The organism is Methylobacterium terricola, from assembly GCF_006151805.1.
Taxonomy (GTDB): Bacteria; Pseudomonadota; Alphaproteobacteria; order Rhizobiales; family Beijerinckiaceae; genus Methylobacterium; species Methylobacterium terricola.
In genome coordinates this window covers 778,531-800,364 of the sequence record NZ_VDDA01000001.1, presented here as the reverse complement: position 1 = coordinate 800,364, position 21,834 = coordinate 778,531, and the positions used below count along the sequence as shown (strand labels likewise).

14 protein-coding genes are annotated in these 21,834 nt (G+C 74.1%); 8 read left to right on the top strand and 6 right to left on the bottom strand.

Going from position 1 to position 21,834, the window contains the following annotated elements; genetic code table 11:
- Positions 1–250 precede the first annotated feature (250 nt).
- The gene (locus FF100_RS03510) at positions 251–2,119 is read right to left on the bottom strand and encodes an ABC transporter ATP-binding protein (RefSeq protein ID WP_139034142.1); all 1,869 of its coding nucleotides are present in this window, start codon (positions 2,117–2,119) and stop codon (positions 251–253) included.
- A gap of 121 nt (positions 2,120–2,240) precedes the next feature.
- On the opposite strand from FF100_RS03510, the gene FF100_RS03505 reads away from it, so the two are divergent.
- The 4 genes from FF100_RS03505 (at position 2,241) to FF100_RS03490 (ending at position 5,832) form a co-directional block, all read left to right on the top strand.
- Positions 2,241–2,696, top strand: coding sequence for a tRNA (cytidine(34)-2'-O)-methyltransferase (locus FF100_RS03505; protein WP_139034141.1), 456 nt, complete (start codon positions 2,241–2,243; stop codon positions 2,694–2,696).
- 124 nt (positions 2,697–2,820) lie between these two features.
- Positions 2,821–3,717, top strand: a complete 897-nt coding sequence (hemF, locus tag FF100_RS03500) for an oxygen-dependent coproporphyrinogen oxidase (RefSeq protein WP_246101895.1) — start codon at positions 2,821–2,823, stop codon at positions 3,715–3,717.
- 10 nt (positions 3,718–3,727) lie between these two features.
- Positions 3,728–4,624, top strand: a complete 897-nt coding sequence (locus FF100_RS03495) for a DMT family transporter (RefSeq protein WP_139034139.1) — start codon at positions 3,728–3,730, stop codon at positions 4,622–4,624.
- A 32-nt stretch (positions 4,625–4,656) separates the two neighbouring features.
- Complete coding sequence (locus FF100_RS03490) at positions 4,657–5,832, top strand: vWA domain-containing protein (RefSeq protein WP_139034307.1); 1,176 nt, start codon at positions 4,657–4,659, stop codon at positions 5,830–5,832.
- Positions 5,833–5,852: 20 nt separating this feature from the next.
- On the opposite strand, the gene FF100_RS03485 is transcribed toward FF100_RS03490, so the two are convergent.
- The 3 genes from FF100_RS03485 to FF100_RS37705 form a co-directional block, all read right to left on the bottom strand.
- Positions 5,853–6,923, bottom strand: coding sequence for a methyl-accepting chemotaxis protein (locus tag FF100_RS03485; RefSeq protein ID WP_139034306.1), 1,071 nt, complete (start codon positions 6,921–6,923; stop codon positions 5,853–5,855).
- A gap of 230 nt (positions 6,924–7,153) precedes the next feature.
- Positions 7,154–7,474 (bottom strand): 2Fe-2S iron-sulfur cluster-binding protein, encoded by a 321-nt coding sequence (locus FF100_RS03480; protein WP_139034138.1) that lies wholly within the window; start codon positions 7,472–7,474, stop codon positions 7,154–7,156.
- Positions 7,475–7,613: 139 nt separating this feature from the next.
- A complete protein-coding gene (locus FF100_RS37705) occupies positions 7,614–7,931 on the bottom strand; it encodes an Hpt domain-containing protein (protein ID WP_246101893.1) in 318 nt (105 codons plus the stop codon).
- A gap of 436 nt (positions 7,932–8,367) precedes the next feature.
- Between FF100_RS37705 and FF100_RS03470 the strand changes: the two genes are divergently transcribed.
- The gene (locus FF100_RS03470; RefSeq protein ID WP_139034136.1) at positions 8,368–16,875 is read left to right on the top strand and encodes an apolipoprotein A-IV repeat region-like domain-containing protein; all 8,508 of its coding nucleotides are present in this window, start codon (positions 8,368–8,370) and stop codon (positions 16,873–16,875) included.
- Between the two features lie 288 nt (positions 16,876–17,163).
- The gene (locus FF100_RS03465; RefSeq protein WP_139034135.1) at positions 17,164–17,655 is read left to right on the top strand and encodes a hypothetical protein; all 492 of its coding nucleotides are present in this window, start codon (positions 17,164–17,166) and stop codon (positions 17,653–17,655) included.
- A 155-nt stretch (positions 17,656–17,810) separates the two neighbouring features.
- Here the strand turns inward: FF100_RS03465 and FF100_RS03460 are convergent, their stop codons facing one another.
- Together FF100_RS03460 and FF100_RS03455 are read right to left on the bottom strand one after the other, a co-directional pair.
- Positions 17,811–18,251 (bottom strand): DUF1489 family protein, encoded by a 441-nt coding sequence (locus FF100_RS03460; protein ID WP_139034305.1) that lies wholly within the window; start codon positions 18,249–18,251, stop codon positions 17,811–17,813.
- Between the two features lie 91 nt (positions 18,252–18,342).
- Positions 18,343–19,200: a hypothetical protein gene (locus FF100_RS03455; protein ID WP_246101892.1), complete on the bottom strand. Its 858-nt coding sequence runs from the start codon at positions 19,198–19,200 to the stop codon at positions 18,343–18,345.
- A 176-nt stretch (positions 19,201–19,376) separates the two neighbouring features.
- On the opposite strand from FF100_RS03455, the gene FF100_RS03450 reads away from it, so the two are divergent.
- Together FF100_RS03450 and FF100_RS03445 are read left to right on the top strand one after the other, a co-directional pair.
- Complete coding sequence (locus FF100_RS03450; protein ID WP_246101891.1) at positions 19,377–20,570, top strand: MFS transporter; 1,194 nt, start codon at positions 19,377–19,379, stop codon at positions 20,568–20,570.
- A gap of 166 nt (positions 20,571–20,736) precedes the next feature.
- Complete coding sequence (locus tag FF100_RS03445) at positions 20,737–21,825, top strand: MlaE family ABC transporter permease (RefSeq protein ID WP_139034303.1); 1,089 nt, start codon at positions 20,737–20,739, stop codon at positions 21,823–21,825.
- The last annotated feature ends 9 nt before the right edge of the window (positions 21,826–21,834 follow it).

Sequence of the window (21,834 nt, the reverse complement as noted above, 5' to 3'; positions counted from 1 at the left end):
CGCGTCACCGGCACGCACGGCGCCTGAGCGAAGCGGGAGGCCGCATCGCGGCGCAACCGATCGGATTTCGTACGAGTTGGGAAGCCGAGACGACATGGCCTGCCCGCAAGCTGCCGCGAGATCGCCGCCAGGGTAAGCCGACCGGGTTCGCGAATCATGAATCGACGATGCCGGGACCAGCCTTGTGGTTGCTCCCCGAGCGGGGTCGATCCCGGATCCTGCGGGGGACGGCGTGCGCGCGGTGCCCGCCCTATTCCGCGGCGTCCCGGGTCGCGGCGTCGGGCGCGCCGCCGAGGAAGCCGCCGGATTGCCGTGCCCATAACCGGGCATAGAGGCCCCCGGCGGCGACGAGGGCGTCATGCGTCCCCTCCTCGACGATCCGGCCACGGTCGAGCACCACCAGCCGGTCGAGGGCGGCGATGGTCGAGAGGCGGTGGGCGATGGCAAGCACGGTCTTGCCCTGCATCAGCCGGTCGAGGGAGCTCTGGATCGCCGCCTCGACCTCGGAATCGAGGGCCGAGGTCGCCTCGTCGAGGATCAGGATCGGGGCGTCCTTGAGGATCACCCGGGCGATGGCGATGCGCTGGCGCTGGCCGCCCGACAGCTTGACGCCGCGTTCGCCGACCTGCGCGTCGTAGCCGCCGCGGCCCTTGTGGTCGGCAAGCGCGCGGATGAAGTCATCGGCGTGGGCCGCCCGCGCCGCCGCGACGATCTCGCTTTCCGTCGCCTCCTCCCGGCCATACGCGATGTTGTCGCCGATCGAGCGGTGGAGGAGCGAGGTGTCCTGGGTCACCACGGCGATCTGCCGGCGCAGCGAGGCTTGCGTCACCCCGGCGATGTCCTGGCCGTCGATCAGGATGCGGCCGCCCTCGAGGTCGTGCAGCCGCAGCAGCAGGGAGGTGAGCGTGGTCTTGCCCGCCCCGCTCGGGCCGACGAGGCCGACCCGCTCGCCCGGCGCGATCCGCAGGCTCAAATCCTCGATGATCCCGGCCTCCGCCTTGCCGTAATGGAAGCTGACGCCCTCGAACCGCACCTCGCCCCCCGTCACCGCGAGGTCGCGGGAGCCCGGCCGGTCGGTCAGCGCGTGCGGCAGCGCGATGGTCTGCATGCTCTCCTGGACGACGCCGATATTCTCGAACAAGCCGCGCACGGTCTGCATCACCCAGCCCGACATCGCGATCAGCCGCAGCACCAGGGCGAGGCCCGCCGCCCCCTCCCCGGTGGTCATCTGCCCGCGCGACCATAAGGCCAGCACCACGCCCGCCGTCGCGACGATCAGGACGCTGTTCAGAAGCGAGAGCGTGCCGGTGACCGCGGTGATCAGCCGGAACGAGTGCAGGTAGGCGTCGGTGTGCTCGATCGTCGCGTTCCGCACCGCCGAGCGCTCCTCGCGGTCGCGGGCGAACAGCTTGAGGGTCAGGATGTTGGTGTAGCTGTCGACGATGCGGCCGATGAAGGCCGAGCGCGTATCGGCGACCTTGAGCGAGCGCGCCCGGGCGCGCGGCACGAAATAGGCGGTGAGCGCCGCATAGGCCAGGATCCACGCCAGCACCGGCAGCATCAGCCACAGGCTGATCGACCCGAACAGGCTCACCGCCGTCACGGCGAAGATCGCGACGTAGAGCAGGGTGTCGATCACCACGATGGCGAGCTCGCGCACCGCCACCCCGACCTGCGTCACCCGGTTGGCGAGCCGCCCGGCGAAATCGGCCTGGAAATACGACAGGGCATGGCCCAGCGTGTAGAGATGGGTGCGCCAGCGGATCAGGCTCGTCGTCTGCGGCACCACGTACTGGTTCGACAGGACCTCGTGCAGCCAGGCGAGGATCGGCCGCACCACCAGGATCAGGCCGGCGGCCAGCATCAGCCCGGTGCCGTGGTCGCGCCACAGGCTGTCCGGCCCGGAGCGGGCCAGGATGTCGACGAACCAGCCCATCAGCAGGTAGAGCGAGGCCTCGACGCTGCCGGCGGCGAGCGCCACGACGAACAGCACCGCCAGCGGTCCCCGCACCGGCCGCAGGTAGAACCAGGCGAAGCCCGCGACCGTGCCGGGCGGGCGGCGCGTCTCCTCGAAGGGGGCGAAGGGGTCGATGCGGCGCTCGAGCCAGTCGAGGAACATGCGGGCTCCGGGGGTGATGCCGCCTCAGCTATGCGACCGCTGCCCGGCGCCAACCGGGGAGCGATGCCGCAGGCCACGCAGCGGGCTATGCCGGGACGCGCGAATCGACCATCCCGAAGCCATGCTGCGCCTCGCCCTCTACCAGCCCGACATCCCGCAGAACACCGGCACGATGCTGCGCCTCGCCGCCTGCCTCGGCGTCGCCGTCGAGATCATCGAGCCGGCGGGGTTCGACGTCTCGGACCGCCACCTGCGCCGCTCTGGCCTCGACTATCTCGACCACGTCGCGATCACCCGCCACCGCTCCTACGCCGCCTTCGACGCCTGGCGGCGCGCGGCCGGAATCCGGCTGGTGCTCGCCACCACGCACGGGTCGGTGCCCTACACGGCCCATGCCTTCCGGGACGGCGACTGCCTGATGGTCGGGCGCGAATCGGCCGGCGTACCGGAGGCGGTCCACGCGGATGCCGATGCCCGGGTGGCGATCCCGATGCGGGCAGGGATGCGCTCGCTCAACGTCGCGGTGGCCGCCGGGATGATGCTGGGCGAGGGTCACCGGCAAATCGGTGCGATCTGAGTCCTTGGCCCCGTCTGGGAGCAGCGCCCGAACGCCGCTCCGGATCGTCGACGGGCCGCCTTTTTCGACGAACCGGTATCCGCTTCGTCGGAAAATGCTCTAGTGCTGGGGAATGACGCCGCCCATGACCGACACCGTTCCCGACATCGCCGCGCTCAAGACCGAGGCGACCACCTGGTTCTCGACCCTGCGCGACCGCATCTGCGCCGCCCTCGAGCGGATCGAGGACGAGGCGACGGGACCGTTCGCCCCCGAGGCCGGCGGGCCGGGCCGGTTCGAACGCACGCCGTGGGAGCGCAGGGACCATTCCGGCGCGCCGGGCGGCGGCGGCACCATGGCGATGCTGCGCGGCCGGGTGTTCGAGAAATGCGGCGTCCACGTCTCGGCGGTGCATGGCGAGTTCGCGCCCGAGTTCCGCGGCCAGATCCCGGGCGCCGCGGAGGATCCGCGCTTCTTTGCGACGGGCATCTCGCTGATCGCCCATCCGTGGAACCCGAACGTGCCCACCGTGCACATGAACACCCGCTTCGTGGTGACGACGAAGACGTGGTTCGGCGGCGGAGCCGACCTGACCCCGGTCCTCGACCGGCGCCGGACGCAGGAGGACCCGGACACGGTCGCCTTCCACGCCGCGTTCGAATCCGCCTGCGCCCGGCATCCGGCGGCCGACTACGCCCGCTACAAGGCTTGGTGCGACGAGTATTTCCACCTCAAGCACCGGGACGAGCCGCGCGGCATCGGCGGCATCTTCTACGATTACCACTGGACCGGCGATCCGGCCGCCGACCTCGCCTTCACCCGCGAGGTCGGAGGCGCCTTCCTAGGCGTCTATCCCGAGATCGTCCGGCGCAACGTCGCGACGCCGTGGACCGAGGCCGATCGCCACGAGCAGCAGGTCCGCCGCGGCCGCTACGTCGAGTTCAACCTGCTCTACGACCGCGGCACGATCTTCGGGCTGAAGACCGGCGGCAACGTCGCGTCGATCCTGTCGTCGATGCCGCCGACGGTGCGCTGGCCGTAGAAGGGTCCTGGTGAAGCCCCTCCCCGACCTCGTCGCCGTCGTCCTGTGGATGGCCGGCGCCCTGCTGTCGTTCTCGGCCACCGCCATCGCGGTGCGCGAGGTGGCACCGGCGCTCGGCCTCTTCGACATCCTGGCGGTCCGGGCGGCGGCCGGGGTGGCGGTCGTCGGCGTGGTCGCGCTCGTCCGTCGCCGGCCGCTGCCGGCCCGGCGCCTGCGGCTGCACCTCGCCCGCAACCTCGTCCATTGGGGCGGTAACTACGCCTGGTCGCTCGGCGTCACGCTGCTGCCGCTGGCGGTCGTCTTCGCCCTCGAATTCACCACGCCGGCCTGGGTCACGCTGCTGGCGGTGCTGATCCTGCGCGAGCGGCTGACCGCGAGCCGGGTCGCCGCGGTGGTCCTCGGCTTCCTCGGCGTGCTGGTGGTGCTGCGGCCAGGGCTGGCCGCCCTGCAGCCGGCGAGCCTGGTGGTGCTGCTCTCCGCGATCCTGTTCGCCCTGACCGCGGTCGCCACCAAGGCGCTGACCCGGACCGAGAGCGTGCTGTCGATCCTGTTCTGGATGAACCTGATCCAGCTGCCGCTCAACCTCGCCGCCGGCCGGATCTTCCCCGCCGCCCCGGTCCACGCCTTCGAGGGGCGGCACGGGCTGGCGCTGGCGGTCCTGTGCATCGCAGGCCTCACCTCGCATTGGTGCCTGACCAGCGCCTATCGCCGCGGCGACGCCATCCTGGTGATGCCGCTCGATTTCCTGCGCATCCCGCTGATCGCGCTGCTGGGCTGGCGCCTCTACGGCGAGCCGCTCGACCCGTGGCTGTTCCTCGGCGCCGCGCTGATCGTCGGCGGCATCGTCTGGAACCTCGCCGCGGAGGCGCGGCGACAGGCCCCGGCGGTGATCCCGAAGGGGGCTTGACCGATAGGGCCGCCGGCGCGTTGATCGGCGCCATGCTGCTGTCCTTCTTCACCGAGCTGCGCGCCGCCAAGGTCCCGGTCTCGCTGCGCGAGTACCTGACCCTGCTCGAGGCCCTCGACCGCGACCTCGCCGACCAGCGGGTGGAGAATTTCTACTACCTCGCCCGCACGGCCCTGGTGAAGGACGAGCGCAACCTCGACAAGTTCGACCGGGTGTTCGGCCGCGTCTTCAAGGGCGTGGTGACGCTCGGCGAGGCCGTCGAGCCGCAGGCCATCCCCGAGGACTGGCTGCGCAAGCTGGCGGAGAAGCACCTCACCGAGGAGGAGCGGGCGCAGCTCCAGGCGCTCGGGTGGGACAAGCTGTTCGAGACCCTGAAGGAGCGGCTGGCCGAGCAGAAGGGGCGCCACCAGGGCGGCTCGAAATGGATCGGCACCGGCGGCACCTCGCCGTTCGGCGCCTATGGCGTCAATCCCGAGGGCATCCGCATCGGCCAGGACGGCAACCGCAACTTCCGGGCGGTGAAGGTCTGGGACCAGCGCACCTTCAAGGACCTCGACGATTCGGCGGAACTGGGCTCGCGCACCATCCGGCTGGCGCTCCGGCGCCTGCGCCGCTTCGCCCGCACCGGCGCGGCGGAGGAGCTCGACCTCGACGGCACGATCCGCGAGACGGCGCGCCACGGCATGCTCGATCTCCGGTTGCGGCCGGAGCGTCGCAACGCCGTGAAGGTGCTGCTGTTCCTCGATGTCGGCGGCTCGATGGACTGGCACGTCGAACTCGCCGAGCAGCTGTTCTCCGCCGCCCGCTCGGAGTTCAAGCATTTCGAGCATTTCTACTTCCACAACTGTCTCTACGAGACGGTCTGGAAGGAGAACCGCCGGCGCCACACCGAGGGCACGCCGCTTCTCGACGTGATCCGCACCTACCCGTCCGATTACCGGGTGGTGTTCGTCGGCGATGCCGCGATGTCGCCCTACGAGATCGCGATGGCGGGCGGCTCGGTCGAGCACTGGAACGAGGAAGCCGGCCAGGTCTGGCTCGACCGGGTGCTCGCGCATTTCCCGAAGGTGGCGTGGCTCAACCCGGTGCCGCAGGCGCAATGGGGCTACACGCAATCGAACGCGATGATCCGGCGGATCTTCTCCGACAGGATGTACCCGCTGACCCTGGACGGGATCGATCAGGCCACGCGGGCGCTGCTGCGCTGAAAGTCTCCCCCACCCTGGCGTCAGCCGGCCCCCTGCACGATCACCCCGTACCAGCCGAGACCCTGGTAGGTTTCGTAGCCGGGGGTGCGGTGATAGGCGACGAGGCCCTTGGCGGCGGGCCCCTGGGCACCCCGGGTCGGGACGACGCCACTGACCGGGTCGGCGAGGTCGAGGCGCAGGCGCTCGGTCAGGAGGCCGGCGCCGTCGCTGGCCGCGATCACCCGATGGGCGGCATCGACGAGAAGGACGCGCGTGCGCGCGCGGTCCTCCGGCGCGACCCGCACGCCCTGCACGATCGCCCGCGCCTGCGGCTGCCAGTCGAAGTGGATCGCCAGCACGCCGAGGGGGCGGCCGGAGGCCTCGCCCCCCTCGCGCACGCTGGCGCAATAGGTCGCCACCTGGGCGCCGCCGAGGCGCGGTTCCGCCCGGATATCGGCGGCGCTGTAGGCGTCGCCCGAGGCGAGGGCGGCGGCCTCGCGGAACCACGGCTCCTGGGCCACGCTCTGCCCGCGCAGGCCGGGGAAGCGGTCGGGCCGGCCGGTGGCGATCACCCGCCCCTCGAGGTCGCACAGCCAGAGATCGAGATAGACCGTGTAGGCCGAAAGGATCACGCCGAGGCGCTTCTCGGCGAAAGCCGCCGACCCTACGTCCGGCTCCGCCGCGCAGGCCACCACCGCCGCGTCGGTCGCCCACCAGCGCACGTCGCAGGTGCGCTCGTAGAGATTGCGGTCGATCAACTCCACCGCGTTGAGCGCGAGGTCGATCAGGCGCTCGCCCTGCGCCTGGGTCACCAGACGGGAGACCTGCTCCTGCAACCCGACGATGCGGCCGTCGACATCGGCCTCGAGTTCCCGGGCGAGCCCGGCGATCGCCTCGCCGACGGCGCCGACCTCGTTCGCCACCACCGTGAAACCGCGCCCCTGCTCGCCGACCCGGCTGCTCTCGATGCGGGCGTTAAGGGCCAGCATCTTCACCTGATGGGTGATCCGGCGGATGCGCTGGGTCTTGTCCTGGGCGACCCGGCGCAGGGTCGTCGCCGCGTCGGCGATGTCCGACAAGCCGCAACCGGCGCCCGCCCGGTCGTCGCTCATCTTGAGGGCCTGGTGGGTCAAACGCGCCTCCTTGGTCCGGTCAGGCCCGGACACGACTCCATTATCGAGGCGCTTGCTTAAGAAATCTCACCTCGCCACGGTCTAGGCCATCTGCCGAACATCTTACCTGTTCGACCCTGGCACTTGTCAGATCTTGCTGGCAGGGGCGGCCGGGATGCGATGCGACCGGCGGGGCACCGATTCCTCTAGGGAATGGCACCCGCGGCGCCTCAGCCCTGGCGGGCCGGGGTGACGACCGTGAGGCCGTCGAGCTCGGGCTTCAACCGGATCTGGCACGACAGGCGGGAACTCGGCCGCACGTCCGAGGCGAAGTCGAGCATGTCCTGCTCCATCGGCTCGGCCGGGCCGACCGCCTGCGCCCATTCCTCGCCGACATAGACGTGGCAGGTCGCGCAGGCGCAGGCGCCGCCGCATTCCGCGTCGATGCCCGGCACGTTGTTGCGGATCGCGGTCTCCATCACGGTCGAGCCGACCTCGCCCTTCACGGTGCGGGGCGTGCCGGCGGCATCGACGTAGGTGATCTGGACCATCTGGGACTCCGGAAGCCTCGAGCGCGGCCGCGGATCGGACGTGGACGCGGCGGGGTCTGATTGGCGGCTGCCGTCCCGGAATGCAAGCGCGCCGTGCGTCGCGCGGCACTCCGGCCGTCGCATGGCTCCGGCGGCGATCCTACAGCAGGGCGAGCGTCTCGCGCACCGCCCGCGCCAGCCCGGCCCCCAGGTCGGGCAGGACCGCGCCGTCGCCGGCCCGCAAGGCGCTCTCGATCCGGCCCGCCAGCGTCGCGACGCGCGTCGCGCCGACGCCGAGCGCCGAGCCCTTGAGGGTATGGGCGAGATCGGCCCGCACCGCCGCGTCGAGGCCAGGATCGGTCAATCCGGGGACGAGCCGGTCGCATTGCCCGGCGAACAGGGCCAGCACCTCGCGGGCCAGGTCGTCGTCGCCGAAGGTCTGGTGCGCCAGGTGGGCGCGGTCGAGGAGCGGCTCCACCGCGGCGTCTCCGGGATGGTGGGGGTGCGGGATCGGGTCCGCGGTCAGATTCCGCAGGACGTGCGTCGATGCAAGGTTCCGGGTCGCGGCGGCTGTGGGCGGAAGGTTCCGGTGCCGGCGGTGGACTCCTGTCCACAGCCCGATCGCGCCCGCGCCGGTGGTGCGCTCCGGCGGCCAAACCTCAGATTCCGCCGCGAGATAGCGGTGGTCGCGGTGCCACTCCGGACACATGGTAACCATTCCCTTAAGCTTTTTGGGAGGGTTCGCACCGTCCGGGTATCCGGCTGGTACTCCTTGCGTCTAAGGTTCCCGTGGTAAACCGCTGAGGATCGCGTCGGCTGGCGGCACGGCGCGGGTTTCGCGGATCTCGGGGATGATGCGGCGCGGCGGCCTTCGCGGGTCGCCCGGCGGCGTTCACGGCGTAACGAGGCGTTCGATGGCGACGGAAAAGAAGCTCAAGGACCCGGCGGAAGCGGCGCTGTCGGCGATTGAGCAGGCCCTGAACCTGGACCACCCCGCAGGGGGGCAGGGATCCCGGTCGCCCGACGCCTCCTCGCCCGACCTCCATGCCGATGCCAGCCGGGTCGAGCCGCGCCTGCCCGACGTGCACGATTCCGATCCCCTGGCCGGTCCCTCGGGGAATCCCGCGGCCCGCGAGCCCGGCTTCGACGGCAGCACCCTGCCGGGCCCCCGTGACGGCCGCCGCGAGGGCGGCCTCCTGCCGCCCGACCGGTCCCTCGTCGCCAACGACGATCGTCGCAGCGTCGGCAGCCTGCAGCAGACCCTGCGGGTCGAGCCGTCGCGCGGACCTTATCTCGTCGCCACCCTCGCCGCCTTCGCCTGGCTCGCCGGCGTCGCGCTCCTGGCCTGGAGCCAGTCCGGCGGCGACCTGCGCGGCTTCGCCGCCGGGGTCACCGGCCTGCAGGGGGCCGTCGGCGCCGCGGCGGTACTCGCCCCCGTGATGCTGTTCTTCATCGCCGCGATGCTGGCGGTGCGCGCCCAGGAGATGCGCCTCGTCGCCCGCGCCGTCGGCGAGGTGGCGGTCCGCCTCGCCGAGCCCGAGGGCTTCTCGACCGACGCCGTTCTCACCATGTCGCAGGCGGTCCGCCGCGAGGTCGCGGCGGTCGGCGACGGCGTCGAGCGGGCGCTCGCCCGCGCCGGCGAGCTGGAGACCCTGGTCCGCGGCGAGATCTCGACCCTGGAGCGGGCCTATTCCGACAACGAGATCCGCATCCGCACCCTCGTCGACGAGCTGGTGGCGCAGCGCGAATCGATCGTCGCCAATGCCGAGCGGGTGCGCGGCGCGATCCAGGGCTCCCACCAGAACCTGACCCAGGAGCTCGACACCGCGGCCGAGCGGATCGTGACCGCGGTGGACGGCGCCGGCGAGCGGGTGACCGCGGCGCTGGGCGCCCGCGGCGACGCGATCACGGCGGCGATCGGCGATCGTGGCGAGGCGGTCACCGCGGCGCTCGCCGCCACCGGCGACCGGGTGGTCGAGGCGGTGGCCGGCCGCGGCGACGACCTGGTGCAGCGCCTCGTCGCCACCAGCGAGGGCGTGAAGACCGATCTCGGCAGCGTCGGCGACACCCTGAGCCGGGCGCTGGAGACCCGCGCGGTCGAGGTCACGGAGGCGTTCGAGCGCACCGGCGGCCTCCTCAGCCGCACGCTGGCCGAGAATGCCGGCGAGGTCGCCCGCACCCTCGCCGAGACCGGCGCCGGCGTGATCGAGGCCCTCAACCGCGAGGGCGCCGAGGTCCGCGATGCCTTCGAACGCTCGGCCCAGGGGCTGGAGGAGCGCTTCCTCGCCCGCGGCAGCGACCTCACCGAGCGCTTCGCCGAGACCGGTGCCGGCATCACCGAGCGCTTCGCCGCCTCCGGCAGCGCCATCGCGGCCCACATCGCCGATCGCGGCATCGCGTTGCGCGAGGAGATCGAGCAGGCCGGCACCGGCGTCGCGGCAGCCATCGAGGCCCGGGCGGCGGCGGCCGAGTCCGGCCTGTCCCGCGCCAGCGACGGCGTCATCACGGCCTTCGGCGAGAAGGCGGCTCATGTGCGCGACGACCTCTCGACCCTGGTCGAGGACGCGGCGCAGGCGCTGGGCGTGCGCGGCGCCGACCTCACCGCCCGCCTCGAGGAGACGATCGGCCGCGTCGAGGAGGTGCTGGTCGGCCATGGCGGCAGCCTGGAGCGCAGCCTCGACCAGACCGGCGACCGGGTCGCGGCGCTGGTCGCTGCCCGCACCGGCGAGGCCGAGGCCCGGATCGGCCAGGCCCTCGACGGGCTCGCCGCCGCCTTCGAGACGAAGAGCCTCGGCCTGATCGACGGCCTCGACACCCGCACCCGCGAGACCCAGGCCGCCCTGGCGCTGGCCGCCGAGGCGCTGCAGGGCGGCTTCGAGGCCCGCACCGCCGGCGCCGGCGAGGCGCTGCGCCGCACGGCGGACGACATCGCCGCCGATCTCGATGCCCGCGCCGCCGCCCTGGCCGAGCAGTTCCGCAAGGCGGCCGAGGCCGCGACCGGCCATGTCGGCAGCCACACCGAGGAGGCCGCCGCCGCCTTCGCCCGCGCCGCCGATGCGGCCGGCCGTCTGGTCGCGGAGCGTGCGACCAGCGCCGACGCGACCCTGCGCGGCACCGTCGACGGCCTGACCGAGCGGGCGGCCGAGGTCGCCTCCGCCATCGCCGCGGCCGCGGAAGCCGCGACCGGCCATTTCGACGCCCGCACGCTGGCGGCGGCCGCCGCCTTCGCCAAGGCCGCCGACGAGGCGGGCCGTCTCGTCGCCGAGCGCACCGAGACCACCGACGCCACCCTGCGCGGCGCCGTCGAGCACCTCACCCGTCAGGCCGAGGACGTCTCCGCGGCCCTCGCCCTCGCCGCCGAGAGCGCCACCGGCGCCCTCGACGGGCGCAGCGCCGCCGCGACCGCCGCCTTCGTGGCTGCGGCCGAGGAGGCCGGCCGCCTGATCGGCGAGCGCACCGAGACCGCCGACGCGTCGCTGCGCACGGCGCTCGCCGGCCTCGCCGAGCGGGCCGAGGCCGCCGCCGCGGCCCTGTCCGCCTCCGCCGACACGGTCGGCGACGCGCTCCACGGCCGCTCGACGGAGGCCGCCGAGATCATGCGCCGCGCCGCCGAGCAGGCGACCGGGGCGCTGGGCACCCGCACCGTCGAAGTCGCGCACATCTTCCGGCGCACCCTGGAGACCACCGGCGCCGAGCTCGACGCCCGCAGCCAGGCGGCTGCCGAGCTGCTGCGGCAGGCTACCACCGCGACGACCGGCGAGTTCGGCGCGCGGGCGGAAGAGGCGGCCGAGGTGCTGCGCCGGGCCGCCGAGACGGCGACGGGTGCGGTGGGGGCACGCACGGCCGAGAGCGTCGAGGCGTTCCGGCAGGGGGCCGAGGAGGCGTCGGGTGCGCTGCGGGCGCGTCTGGCCGAGGCCGCATCGTCCTTCGCCCGGGTGGCGGAGGAGGCGGCGAGCGTGATCGGGGTGCGGGCCGGCGAGGCCGATGCGGCGCTGCACGGCGCCGTGGTGGGTCTGGCGGGCCGGGCCGAGGAGGCCGCCCTTGCGATCGGCCGGGCGGCCGAGGCCGCGACCGGCACCCTCGATGCCCGCACCCTGGCGGCGGCCGCCGCCTTCGCCAAGGCCGCCGACGAGGCCGGGCGCCTCGTCGCCGAGCGCACCGAGACCACCGACGCCACCCTGCGCGGCGCCGTCGAGCACCTGACCCGTCAGGCCGAGGACGTCTCCGCGGCCCTCGCCCTCGCCGCCGAGAGTGCCACCGGTGCCCTCGACAGCCGTCTCGCCGAGGTCGGGACCGCGTTCGACGGCCATGGCCGCGCCCTCACCGACATGATCGGCCGCCATGCCGACGAGACCCATACCCGTCTCGCCGCGGTCGGCCGCGACATCGTCGTGGCGGTGGCGAGCCAGGGCGCGCGGGTCAACGACGCCCTGGAGAAGACCGGCACGGCGCTGGCCGGCGCCGCCGAGACCGGTGGCCGCGCGATCGACGAGGTGGTGACGAACCGCCTCGCGGCGCTCCAGGACGCGATCGCCCGCGGCGACATCCTGGCCGACCGCATCTCCCGCGACACCCACCACCTCACCGAGACCGTCTCCGGGCGTCTCGAGGAGATGGACCGCCTCATCACGGTCCAGGGCCGGGCCGTCGCCGAGACCATCGCCGAGCGCACCCGCGAGGCCCGCGAGGCGGTCGAGGCCCAGCTCGGCGCGCTGGAGGACCGCTCGGCCAAGCGCACCGCCGAGATCGGCGCCACCTTCAGCACCATGGTGGCCCATGTCGACCAGCATATCGGCGCCCGCGCCACGGCGTTGAACGAGGCCCTGATCGTGCGGGCCGGCGAGATGGCCCGGGTGATGGCCGAGGGCGGCCGCGAGGTCGCCCAGGCCCTCGACGGCCGTGCCGACGAGCTCGCCCGCGCCATCACCGCCCGCAGCCAGGCGATGAGCGACGCGCTCACCGCCCGGGTCGGCGAGATCGGCGACGAGCTCGGCCGCCGCACCGAGGATCTGACCCGCAGCCTCGATGCCGGCGCCGCCCGCTTCGACGAGCGGGTCATCGCCCGCCTCGACGGCCTGGCCCAGGCCCTCGACGAGCGCGGCCGCATCGTCGACGAGACCTTCGGCGTCAAGGCCGAGGAGGCCCTGCGCCTGATCGAAAGCCGCACCCGCGGCCTCGACGAGGAGCTCGGGGCCCGCACCCGCGAGCTGGTCGCCTTCGTGGAGACCCATAGCGGCGAGGCCGGCCGCGGCCTCGCCGTCCAGGCCGACGCGATCCGCTCCGCCTTCGACGGCCGCGGCGAGGCCCTGGCGCGCCTCGTCGACGAGCGCATCGCGGCCTTCGCCGAGGAGATCGACGAGCGCGGCCGCGCGCTGTTCGGCACGCTCGCCGGCCGCATGACCGAGCTGGCGCGGCTGTTCGACCGCGGCGGCACGGCGCTCACCGACCTGATCGGCAAGCGCGGCGACGCGGTGCTCGGCGCCTTGCGGGCGACGGTCGAGGAGGCCGACCGGGTGCTGGCCGAGGGTTCGGGCCGCCTCGAGACGGTGGTGGGCGACCGCTCCACCGCCCTCGCCACCCTGCTGGACGAACGCGAGGCGGGGGTCGAGCGCCTGTTCGCCGAGCGCCTGCGGGCCCTCGGGCACCGGCTCGACGAGCAGGTCACGACCCTGCGCGTCCTGCTCGACGACCGGACCGGCGCCATCGGCGCCACGCTGGAGGAGCACACCGGCACCCTGCGCGGCGTGCTCGCCGATGGCGGCGACCACCTCGGCGCCACGCTGGAGGAGCGCGTCGGCCGCGCGGCCGGCACCCTGGACGCCCGCACCCGCGCCCTGTCGGAGCTGTTCGACGACCGCCTCGCCGCCCTCGACCGCCTGGTCGAGGACCGCGGCGCCGCCTTCGCCGAGGCCGTCGAGGCCCGGGCCCAGGCGATCGCCGGCCTCATCGATGCCCGCGCCGACGGCTTCGTCCGGGCGGCGGAGGCCGGGGGCCAGGGGCTGGCCGGCCGCCTCGACGCGGCCCTGCGCGACCTCGACGGCCTGATCGCCGACCGGACCCGGTCGCTCGAGACCAGCCTCGACCGGCGCGGCGAGGCGATGGCGGGCCTGATCGCGGCGCGGGGCGAGGAGGCCGCCGGCCTGCTCGAATCCCGCGTCGCGACCCTGGGCGACGCCGTATCGCGCAGTGCCGAGGCGGTGTCCGGCCTCCTCTCCGAGCGCCAGGCCGGCCTCGGCGACGCCCTCGACGGGCACCGGAGCGCGCTGGCCCAGACCCTTACCGAGCGCGTCGAGGCCCTGGCGGCGCTGCTGCGCGAGCGCGAGGACGCCATCGCCGGCACGATCGAGCAGGGCGGCGGCAACCTGGCGCGGCTGATCGACGGCCGCCAGCGGGCGCTCGCCGAGCTGACCGGCGCCGGCGATATCCTGGCCCGCAGGGTCCAGGAGCGCATCGACGTGCTCGCCGCGACCATCCGCAGCGGCGGCGACGCGCTGGCCGGCCTCCTCGACTCGCGCAACAGCGACCTCGCCGAGACCTTCGACGGCCGCGGCGCGGCGCTGGCCGCCCTCCTCGACGCCCGGGTTGCCGAGCTGTCGACGGCGCTGGAGCGCAGCCGCGCCGCCCTCGACGCGGTGCTCGGCGGGCAGGTCGAGGCGTTGGGCCAGCGGCTCGATGCCGGCAGCACGGCGGTGGCCGAGCGCCTGCGAGACAGCGTCCAGATCCTCGACGGCACCGTCGAGGAGCGGGCGGCGGCCTTCGGCGCCCTGGTCGACGGCAAGGCGGCGGAACTCGCCGCCCTGATGCAGGCCCGCACCGAGGCCCTGTCCGGCAGCGTCGACGAGCGCAGCGCCGCCTTCACCGCCCGCATCGACGGCCGCATGCGCGCCTTCGCCGCCCTGGTGGCGGCCCGCGGCGAGGCCCTGGCCGACGCCTTCGACGACCGCAGCGATGCCTACGCGGCCCTCGTCGATGCCCGCACGGCGGCCCTCACCGCGGCCCTCGACGAGCGGGTGGCGAACCTGCACGGCGCCATGGACGAGCGCACCGCGGCCCTCGCCGCGGCGGTCGACGAGCGCAGCGCCCAGCTCAGCTCGGGCTTCGACCGCCGCGCGGCGGCCTTCGCGGCGCTGATCGACCAGCGCAGCAGCGGGCTCACCCGGGCGCTCGCCGAGACCGCCCGCGACCTGACCCAGACCATCGACGGGCGCGGCAACGAGCTGAACCGCGGCCTCGCCGAGCGGGTCGAGACCCTGCGCCAGATCGTCGATCAGCGCGGCGGAGCCTTGGGCGAGCGGCTCGAGGCGACGACCGCGTCGCTGCAGCGGACCCTCGATCAGCGCGGCGGCGCCCTGGTGGCGGCGTTGGCGGCGAGCGGCGAGACCGTCCAGGGGCTCGACCGTCAGGTGGCGCAGCTGCGCGGCCTGGTGGAAGGCCCCGGCAGCGAGCTGGTGGCGGTGCTGGCCCAGCGCAGCGAGGCGCTGGAGCGGGCGGTCACCGAGGGGATGGGCGGCGCCGTGGCGGCGCTCGGCGAACGGGCCGAGACGCTGGCGGCCCTGTCCTCGGAGGCGGCCGAGACCCTGCGCCGGGCGGCCGACCAGGGCGCGGCCCGGGCGGTGGAAGCCCTCACCCGCGTCAACCAGCGCCTCAGCGGCGAGCTCGGCGGCCTGATCGGCCGCATCGAGGCGGCGTCGGGCGCCCTGCAGGACCTCATCGGCAAGTCCGGCGAGAACCTGTCGGCGATCGAGGGCGGGCTGTCGGGCCGGGTGCAGGAGATCCAGGCGGCGCTCGCCGAGATCGCCGCCGAGACCGGCAAGGCGTCCGACCGGGTGGCCGAGCAGGTCGATGCGCTCCAGGGCGCGGCGACGGGCGCGCTGCGCCAGGCGGCCGGCCTCGCCGCGACGCTCGACGCCCGCGGCAAGGCGCTCACCGAGACCGCGCGCCAGCATATCGGTGACCTGACGCAGGCCGCCGGCGCGCTGGAGGGCGCCGAGGGCCGGGTCAACGCCTCGCTCGGCGACCGCCAGGCCGAGATCGACGCCCTGCTCGGCAGCATCGACGCCCGCTCGGCGGCCTTGGCCGCCGCCACGGAGGGCGTCGGCGCCCGGGTCGAGGCGACGCTGAAGACCATCGAGGCCCGCACCCAGGCGCTCGGCCGCGAGATCGAGACCAGCGCCCGCCAGGCCGGCAGCGCCGTGACGGAGGCGTTCGAGCGCCTGCGCTCCGGCACCGGCCAGGAGGGCGAGCGGGCGGCCGAATCGGTGCGCCAGGCGGTGGCGGGTGCCTCGGGCGAGATGCGCGAGGCGTTCGGCGACGCCGCCGAGCGCTTCCAGGGCACGGTGGAATCCATGCGCGGCATGGCGACCGAGATCCGCCGCACCCTGGAGGAGATCCGCGGCGACCTGCAGCGCGGCGTGGTCAGCATCCCGCAGGAGGCGCAGGACGCCACCGGCGAGATGCGCCGGGTGGTGGCCGAGCAGATCAAGGCCCTGAACGAGCTCTCGGCCCTGGTTCAGCGTTCGCCGCGCTCGGTCGACGTGGCGCAGCCCCGCGCCGCGGAAGCCGGCCGCTCCGCTCCGGCGGTCCCGGCCCCGGCGGCTCCCAGGCCGCTGGCCCCGGCACCGACCCCGGTCGCCCAGGCTCGAGTCGCCCAAGCGCCGGTCGCCCAAGCGCCGGTGGCCCAAGCGCCGGTGGCGCAGGAGCCGGTCGCACAGGTGCCAGCGGCCCAGGCCCCGGCGGCGAAGCCGGCGGCTCAAGGCGCCAAGCCGGCGGCTCAGCCGGCGACGCCGGCGAAGTCCACGGCCCAGACGGCCGAGGGCTCCGGGCTGGCCCGCCCGGCTCAAGGCCAGTCCCGTCCGGCGGCGCCCCAGGCTGCCCGTCCGGCCGCCCCGGCAGGGGCGAACCGGCCGGCCGGATCCGGCGGCTGGCTCTCCGACCTCCTCACCCGCGCCTCGCAGGAGGATGAGGTCGAGGGGCCGGTGACCGGCCAGGCGAAGAACGGCCAAGGCAGGTCCGGTCAAGGCAAGTCCGGCCAGGCGAAGGCGGGCCAGGCCGGCGAGCCGGCCTCCGACCGGGCCGGAGCGGCGGCGATCGACTCGATCTCGAGCAACATCGCCCGGATGATCGAGCACGGCGCCGCCGTGGACCTGTGGGAGCGGTACCGGCGCGGCGAGACGAACCTGTTCACCCGCCGCCTCTACACGGCGGAGGGGCAGCAGACCTTCGACGAGATCCGCCGCCGCTACCGGGCCGAGCCGGAGTTCCGCCGGACCGTCGACCATTACGTGCGGGAGTTCGAGCGCCTGCTGGGCGAGGTCTCCCGCACCGACAAGGACCCGCGCCGGGCCAATGCCTACCTCACCTCGGAGAGCGGCAAGGTCTACACGATGCTGGCCCATGCCAGCGGGCGGTTCGAGGGGGCGTAAGGCTCCCCCGGCACCCGCCTCGGCCGAACGAAGGCCCCCTCCGGTCCCGCTGGACCGGAGGGGGCCTTCTTCGTTCCGGCGGCCGGTTCCGCATCGACGATCCTGGCGTGTGACCCAGAGTTACGACGACCCGCTCGTTGCATTACGGGTTTTTCATCTTCGCGGGACGCAACGTCGCGGCGGCGGCGACGTTCTCCGACCATGAGATGAACGGATCGCCTGCCGGATGCTTCGCCCGCGAGGCGATCCCGCCACCGCCGCGATCCTTCCCGTCGAGCGAGGACTGTCATGAGCGTTGCATCCCGCCTCCCCTCCCTGACCCTGGCCGGCTTGCTGGTGCTCGCGGCGTGGCCGGCGGCGGCGGACGGCCTCGCGTGCCCCGGCAACGGCAAGGGCGCGCCGGACGGACCGCTGTTCGAGGCCATCGCCAAGCCGGGGGCCGCCGCCGGGTCGAACCGCGACCTGCACGCCGCGGTCCAGCGCCTGCGGGCCGAGGGCCTGTCGAACGGCGCGATCATCGACCACGCGGTGGCGTCCTACTGCCCGGTGATCGACCGCGATCCGAGCCTGACCCTGCCGCAGAAGCAATCGGCCCTGCGCAGCTTCGCCGCGCAGCTCACGACCCTCGTCTACGACCCCGCCCAGGACGCGACGCGGATCCTCGTCACCGTCCCGGTCCCGACCGCCCTGTCGGACCAGATCGACGCCGCGGCGGCCAAGGCGAAGGTCAGCCGCGACGCCTGGATCCTGCGGACGCTAGAGACGGGTGTGGGGGGCTGAGGGAACGGGGGCTGCCGACAGCCCGGCGCCCGTCCGATTCCGACGGCCGTGCTGACGCCCTGCTGAACGACCGAAGGTTCCGGATCCCGGGCGCCGCTTCGCGACCCCGGAACGAGCGGGAGGGGATCAGGGCGGCGCCGGCTCGGACCGCCCCCTCAGAGCAGCCCCAGCGACGCCAGTTCCCGCCGCATCGCTTCCGGCATCGCCGCGAGGTCGCCGGCGGCGTGGCGGGAGATGTCCCGGGGGGCGTCCGCCGCCGCGAGGTAGCGCCAGCCCTGGAACGGCCGGCACGGCCGGGGCTCGACCGGGGTGACCTCCGGGTCGAGGACGAGGCGGCAGCGGCCGACTCCCTCGCCGTCGGTGAAGGGACGGATCGCCAGGACCGGCTGCCGGCAGGCGATCTGGCCGCGGATCACCCAGTACAGCGAGCCCGCCCCGGCGATCTCGCCGCCGCGCTTCGGAACCATGCGGGTGACGTGGGCCTGCTCGTGCGGGCGGCCCTGGCGCACGGCCTCGGCCCGGCGGGCGGCGATCCAGTCCTCGAGATCGGCGATGGACTCGCAGCCGACGCAGAGCTTGAGGAGGTGCAGGGTCATCGCGGCCGGGTGTGAGAGCAAGGCGGGGCACGGGGTCCCTGCAAGGCGATCGTGGCGCCGCGAGGGCGGATCCGGCGCCCCGGCGAGGACGTCAGGTGAAGCGGGCGAGCTTCTCGCCGAGGGCGAGGTCGTCGATCTCCGCGAAGGCGTCCTCCAGCGCCATGGCGTCGTCGGCCGGCGCCGGCTCGTCGCGAACCGGCACGAAGGCGATGTCGTCGGCGATGTCGTCGGGAAGGCCCGGCTCGACCAGGCGAAGCCGCGGCAGGGTCGCGGGCTCCTCGGCCCCGGCCTCCGCGCCGCCCTTGCCGGTCGCCACGATCTGGTCGACGTCGTTCTGGTCGAGGGCGGTCTCCGGCACCGCGGCCCGATCCGCTTCCGGTGCCGGCGGGTCGTCCTCGCTGGCCCAGATCTCGATCATCGCGGTCAGGCGCTGCTCGAGGTAGCGCAGGGTGTTGACGATGCGGCCGGTGCGCTGCGCCGTCAGGTCCTGGAACGAGCAGGCGGTGTAGATCTGGGTCGCGTTCTGGTCGAGGCGGTCGCAGACCCGGCTGTCGGCCCCGGTCTCGCGCAGGGTCCAGGCCACCTCCTGCACCTCCTCGGCGGCCTGCAGGATGTCCGAGGTCGCGCGCTCGGTGGTGCGCACGATGCCGTCGAGGGCCTCCGAGGCCGCGCCGAGCCGGCTCTGGTCCTGGTCCGGGGTATGGATCGCCGCGATCTCGGACTTGGTGCGGCTGATCGCCTTCGCCATCTCGATCAGGTCGAAGCGCAGCCGCTCCATGCCGACCGGCATACGGTCGCCGATCACGGCCGTCTCGAGCCGGCCGATCGCCTGCAGCAGCACGTCGGTATCGGCGGTGCGGTTGCGCTTGGCATACTCGCCGAGGAACCAGCGCCCCCGCGCCGTCTCCAGCATCGCGCCCTCGATGACGTCGTATTCTTCCCGCGGCATGGGGAGCGAAGGGGTCCCGGCCATCTCACCTGCCCTTTGATCGCCCGCCGACGGAACGCCTCGGCGGCACCGCCCGCGAGGGCCGATCGTGGTTCAGGCTTGACATCCCGGCGTTAACGGCCGCTTACGCCAGGCCCGCCAGACGGCGCGTGATTCGCTCGTGCCCGAGGCTCCCCGTGCCGCCCCGCCTGTCGTCCCTCCCCTCCTCCCGCGACGGCCTGCGCCTCGCCCTCCTCTACGCCGCGGTCTTCGCCGGCATCGGCGTGGCGATGCCGTTCCTGCCGCTCTGGCTCGCCGGGCTCGGCCTCGGTCCGGAGCTGATCGGGGCGCTGGTGGCCCTGCCGATCCTGGTCCGGATCGGGGCGACCGCGCCGCTCGTCAGCCTGATCGACCGGGGCGTCGCGCCGCGCACGCTGATGGTCGCCGGCAGCCTCGGCCTCGCGGCGACCTACGCCCTGATGCCCGGAGCGGCATCCCTCGGCTGGCCGTTCCTCGCCGGCACGATCGTTCTCAACGCGATCGCCGGCGCCTCCCTGGTGCCCTGCCTCGATTACCAGAGCCTCGCTGCAGTGCGCCGACGCCCGGGCCTCGACTATGCCCGGATCCGGCTCGGCGGCTCCCTGGGCTTCCTGGTCGCGAGCCTCCTCGGCGGCTGGCTCCTCGGCCGCGTCGGCACCGGCGGCATCCCGGGCTTCCTCGCCGGGCTGGAGCTCGCCTCGGCCTGCGGCGCCGCCCTGCTGCTGCGCCGGGAGGCGGCATCCGCCCCGGCCCGGCGCGCCTCCGGGCGGGCGCGCCTGCCGGCCGCCCTGTGGCTCGCCATCGCGGCGGGCGCGGCGATCCAGGCGAGCCACGCCGCGGTCTACGCCTTCGGGTCGATCCACTGGACGAGCCTCGGCCTGTCGCCGGCCGAGACCGGACTCGCCTGGGGCGTCGGCGTCGTCGCCGAGATCGGATTCTTCGCGATGGCCGGGCGCATCGACTGGTTGCGCGACGCGCCGTTCCGCCTGCTCGGCCTCGGGGCCGCCGCCGCCCTCCTGCGCTGGGCCGGGCTCCTGGCGGCGGCCGGCCTGCCGGCCCTGGTGCTGCCGCTCCAGGCCCTGCACGGCCTGACCTTCGGGGCGACGCAGCTCGGCGCCATGGCGGCCCTGTCGCGCCTCGCCCCAGAGGGGGCGCGCGGCGCCGCGCAGGGCACCTACGCGGCCTGCGCCTCCCTCGCCTCGGCCTCCGCCACCCTGGCGAGCGGCGCGGCCTACCGGGCCGGCGGCGGGCCCCTCGCCTTCGGGCTGATGCTACCGGTGGCGGGGCTCGGCCTCGCCCTCACGGTGGCGGCCGCGCGGGCCTCGCGACAGGCCCCCGCGGCACGACGCTGAGTTGCGGTCACGCGCGTTGGTTTGCGAATTGTTAGCATGCCGGGGTATAGGACCGGCGCGAGGGGATCCGATCCGAGAGGATCATGTGGCGAACGAGGGAGGCCGGCCCGTGCCGACCGCACCCATCACGCGGGGGGCCGATCCGGCCCGCGCCGCGGTCGAGCGCATGCGCGACGGTCTCGCCGCGCGCCTCACCGGACGCTGGACCGCCGACCAGGCCCCCGCCGTCGAGGCTGCGGCGGCCGAGATGCTGGCCGCGGCCGGGGGCGGCTCCCTCGTCATCGACCTCTCGGGGTTGGCCCGCCTCGACACCCTGGGCGCCTGGGTGCTGGAGCGCACCCGCGCCGCCCTCGGCGCCGGCACGGCCTATGCGGGCGCCGCGCCCGAGCACCTGATCCTGCTGCGCGAGGTCGCGTATCGCGAGGCCGCCCCGGCCGCGCGCCGCCGGCGCTTCCACCCGCTCGATCCGGTGGCGGGCCTGGGCGCGGGCATCCGCAGCCTCGGGCGCCAGGGCCTCGCCGGGCTCGCCTTCCTGGGCGAGGTGGTGTCGGGCTGCCTGCGGGTGCTGGCCCGGCCGCGCAGCTTCCGCGGGCCCGCCCTCATCAACCAGATCGAGCAGATCGCGCTCCGCGGCGCGCCGATCATCATGCTGATCTCGTTCCTGGTCGGCTGCATCGTCACGCAGCAGGGCATCATCCAGCTCCAGCGCTTCGGTGCCCAGAGCTACGTCGTCAACATGATCGGCATCCTGTCGCTGCGCGAGCTCGGGGTGCTGCTGACCTCGATCATGGTCGCGGGCCGGTCCGGCTCGGCCTTCACGGCGGAGATCGGCTCGATGCGGATGCGCGAGGAGGTCGACGCGCTGCGGGTCATGGGGCTCGACCCGATCGAGATCCTGATCGTGCCGCGCATCCTCGCGCTGATGCTGGCCCTGCCGCTGCTGGCCTTCCTCGCCGACCTCGCGGCCCTCGCCGGCGGCGCGCTGACTTCGCTGGTCTATGGCGGGCTGTCGCTCGAGGCCTTCGCCTTCCGGCTCCAGAACGCCATCGGCTTCCGCCACGTCGCGATCGGCCTGATCAAGGCGCCGTTCATGGCGCTGATCATCGGCATCATCGCCTCGGTCGAGGGATTCATGGTCGAGGGCTCGGCCGAGTCGCTCGGCCGCCACGTCACCGCCTCAGTCGTCAAGTCTATCTTCATGGTCATCGTCCTCGATGGACTCTTCGCGGTGTTCTTCGCGGCCATCGACTTCTGAGCGAGGCGA

Coding starts and splice junctions, on each gene's coding strand:
- FF100_RS03505 (WP_139034141.1), top strand. CDS start 2,241: ATGCTGCGCCTCGCCCTCTACCAGCCCGACATCCCGCAGAACACCGGC.
- FF100_RS03490 (WP_139034307.1), top strand. CDS start 4,657: ATGCTGCTGTCCTTCTTCACCGAGCTGCGCGCCGCCAAGGTCCCGGTC.
- FF100_RS03445 (WP_139034303.1), top strand. CDS start 20,737: ATGCGCGACGGTCTCGCCGCGCGCCTCACCGGACGCTGGACCGCCGAC.
- FF100_RS03480 (WP_139034138.1), bottom strand. CDS start 7,474: ATGGTCCAGATCACCTACGTCGATGCCGCCGGCACGCCCCGCACCGTG.
- FF100_RS03510 (WP_139034142.1), bottom strand. CDS start 2,119: ATGTTCCTCGACTGGCTCGAGCGCCGCATCGACCCCTTCGCCCCCTTC.
- FF100_RS03465 (WP_139034135.1), top strand. CDS start 17,164: ATGAGCGTTGCATCCCGCCTCCCCTCCCTGACCCTGGCCGGCTTGCTG.
- FF100_RS03485 (WP_139034306.1), bottom strand. CDS start 6,923: ATGAGCGACGACCGGGCGGGCGCCGGTTGCGGCTTGTCGGACATCGCC.
- FF100_RS03470 (WP_139034136.1), top strand. CDS start 8,368: ATGGCGACGGAAAAGAAGCTCAAGGACCCGGCGGAAGCGGCGCTGTCG.
- FF100_RS03455 (WP_246101892.1), bottom strand. CDS start 19,200: ATGCCGCGGGAAGAATACGACGTCATCGAGGGCGCGATGCTGGAGACG.
- hemF (WP_246101895.1), top strand. CDS start 2,821: ATGACCGACACCGTTCCCGACATCGCCGCGCTCAAGACCGAGGCGACC.
- FF100_RS03460 (WP_139034305.1), bottom strand. CDS start 18,251: ATGACCCTGCACCTCCTCAAGCTCTGCGTCGGCTGCGAGTCCATCGCC.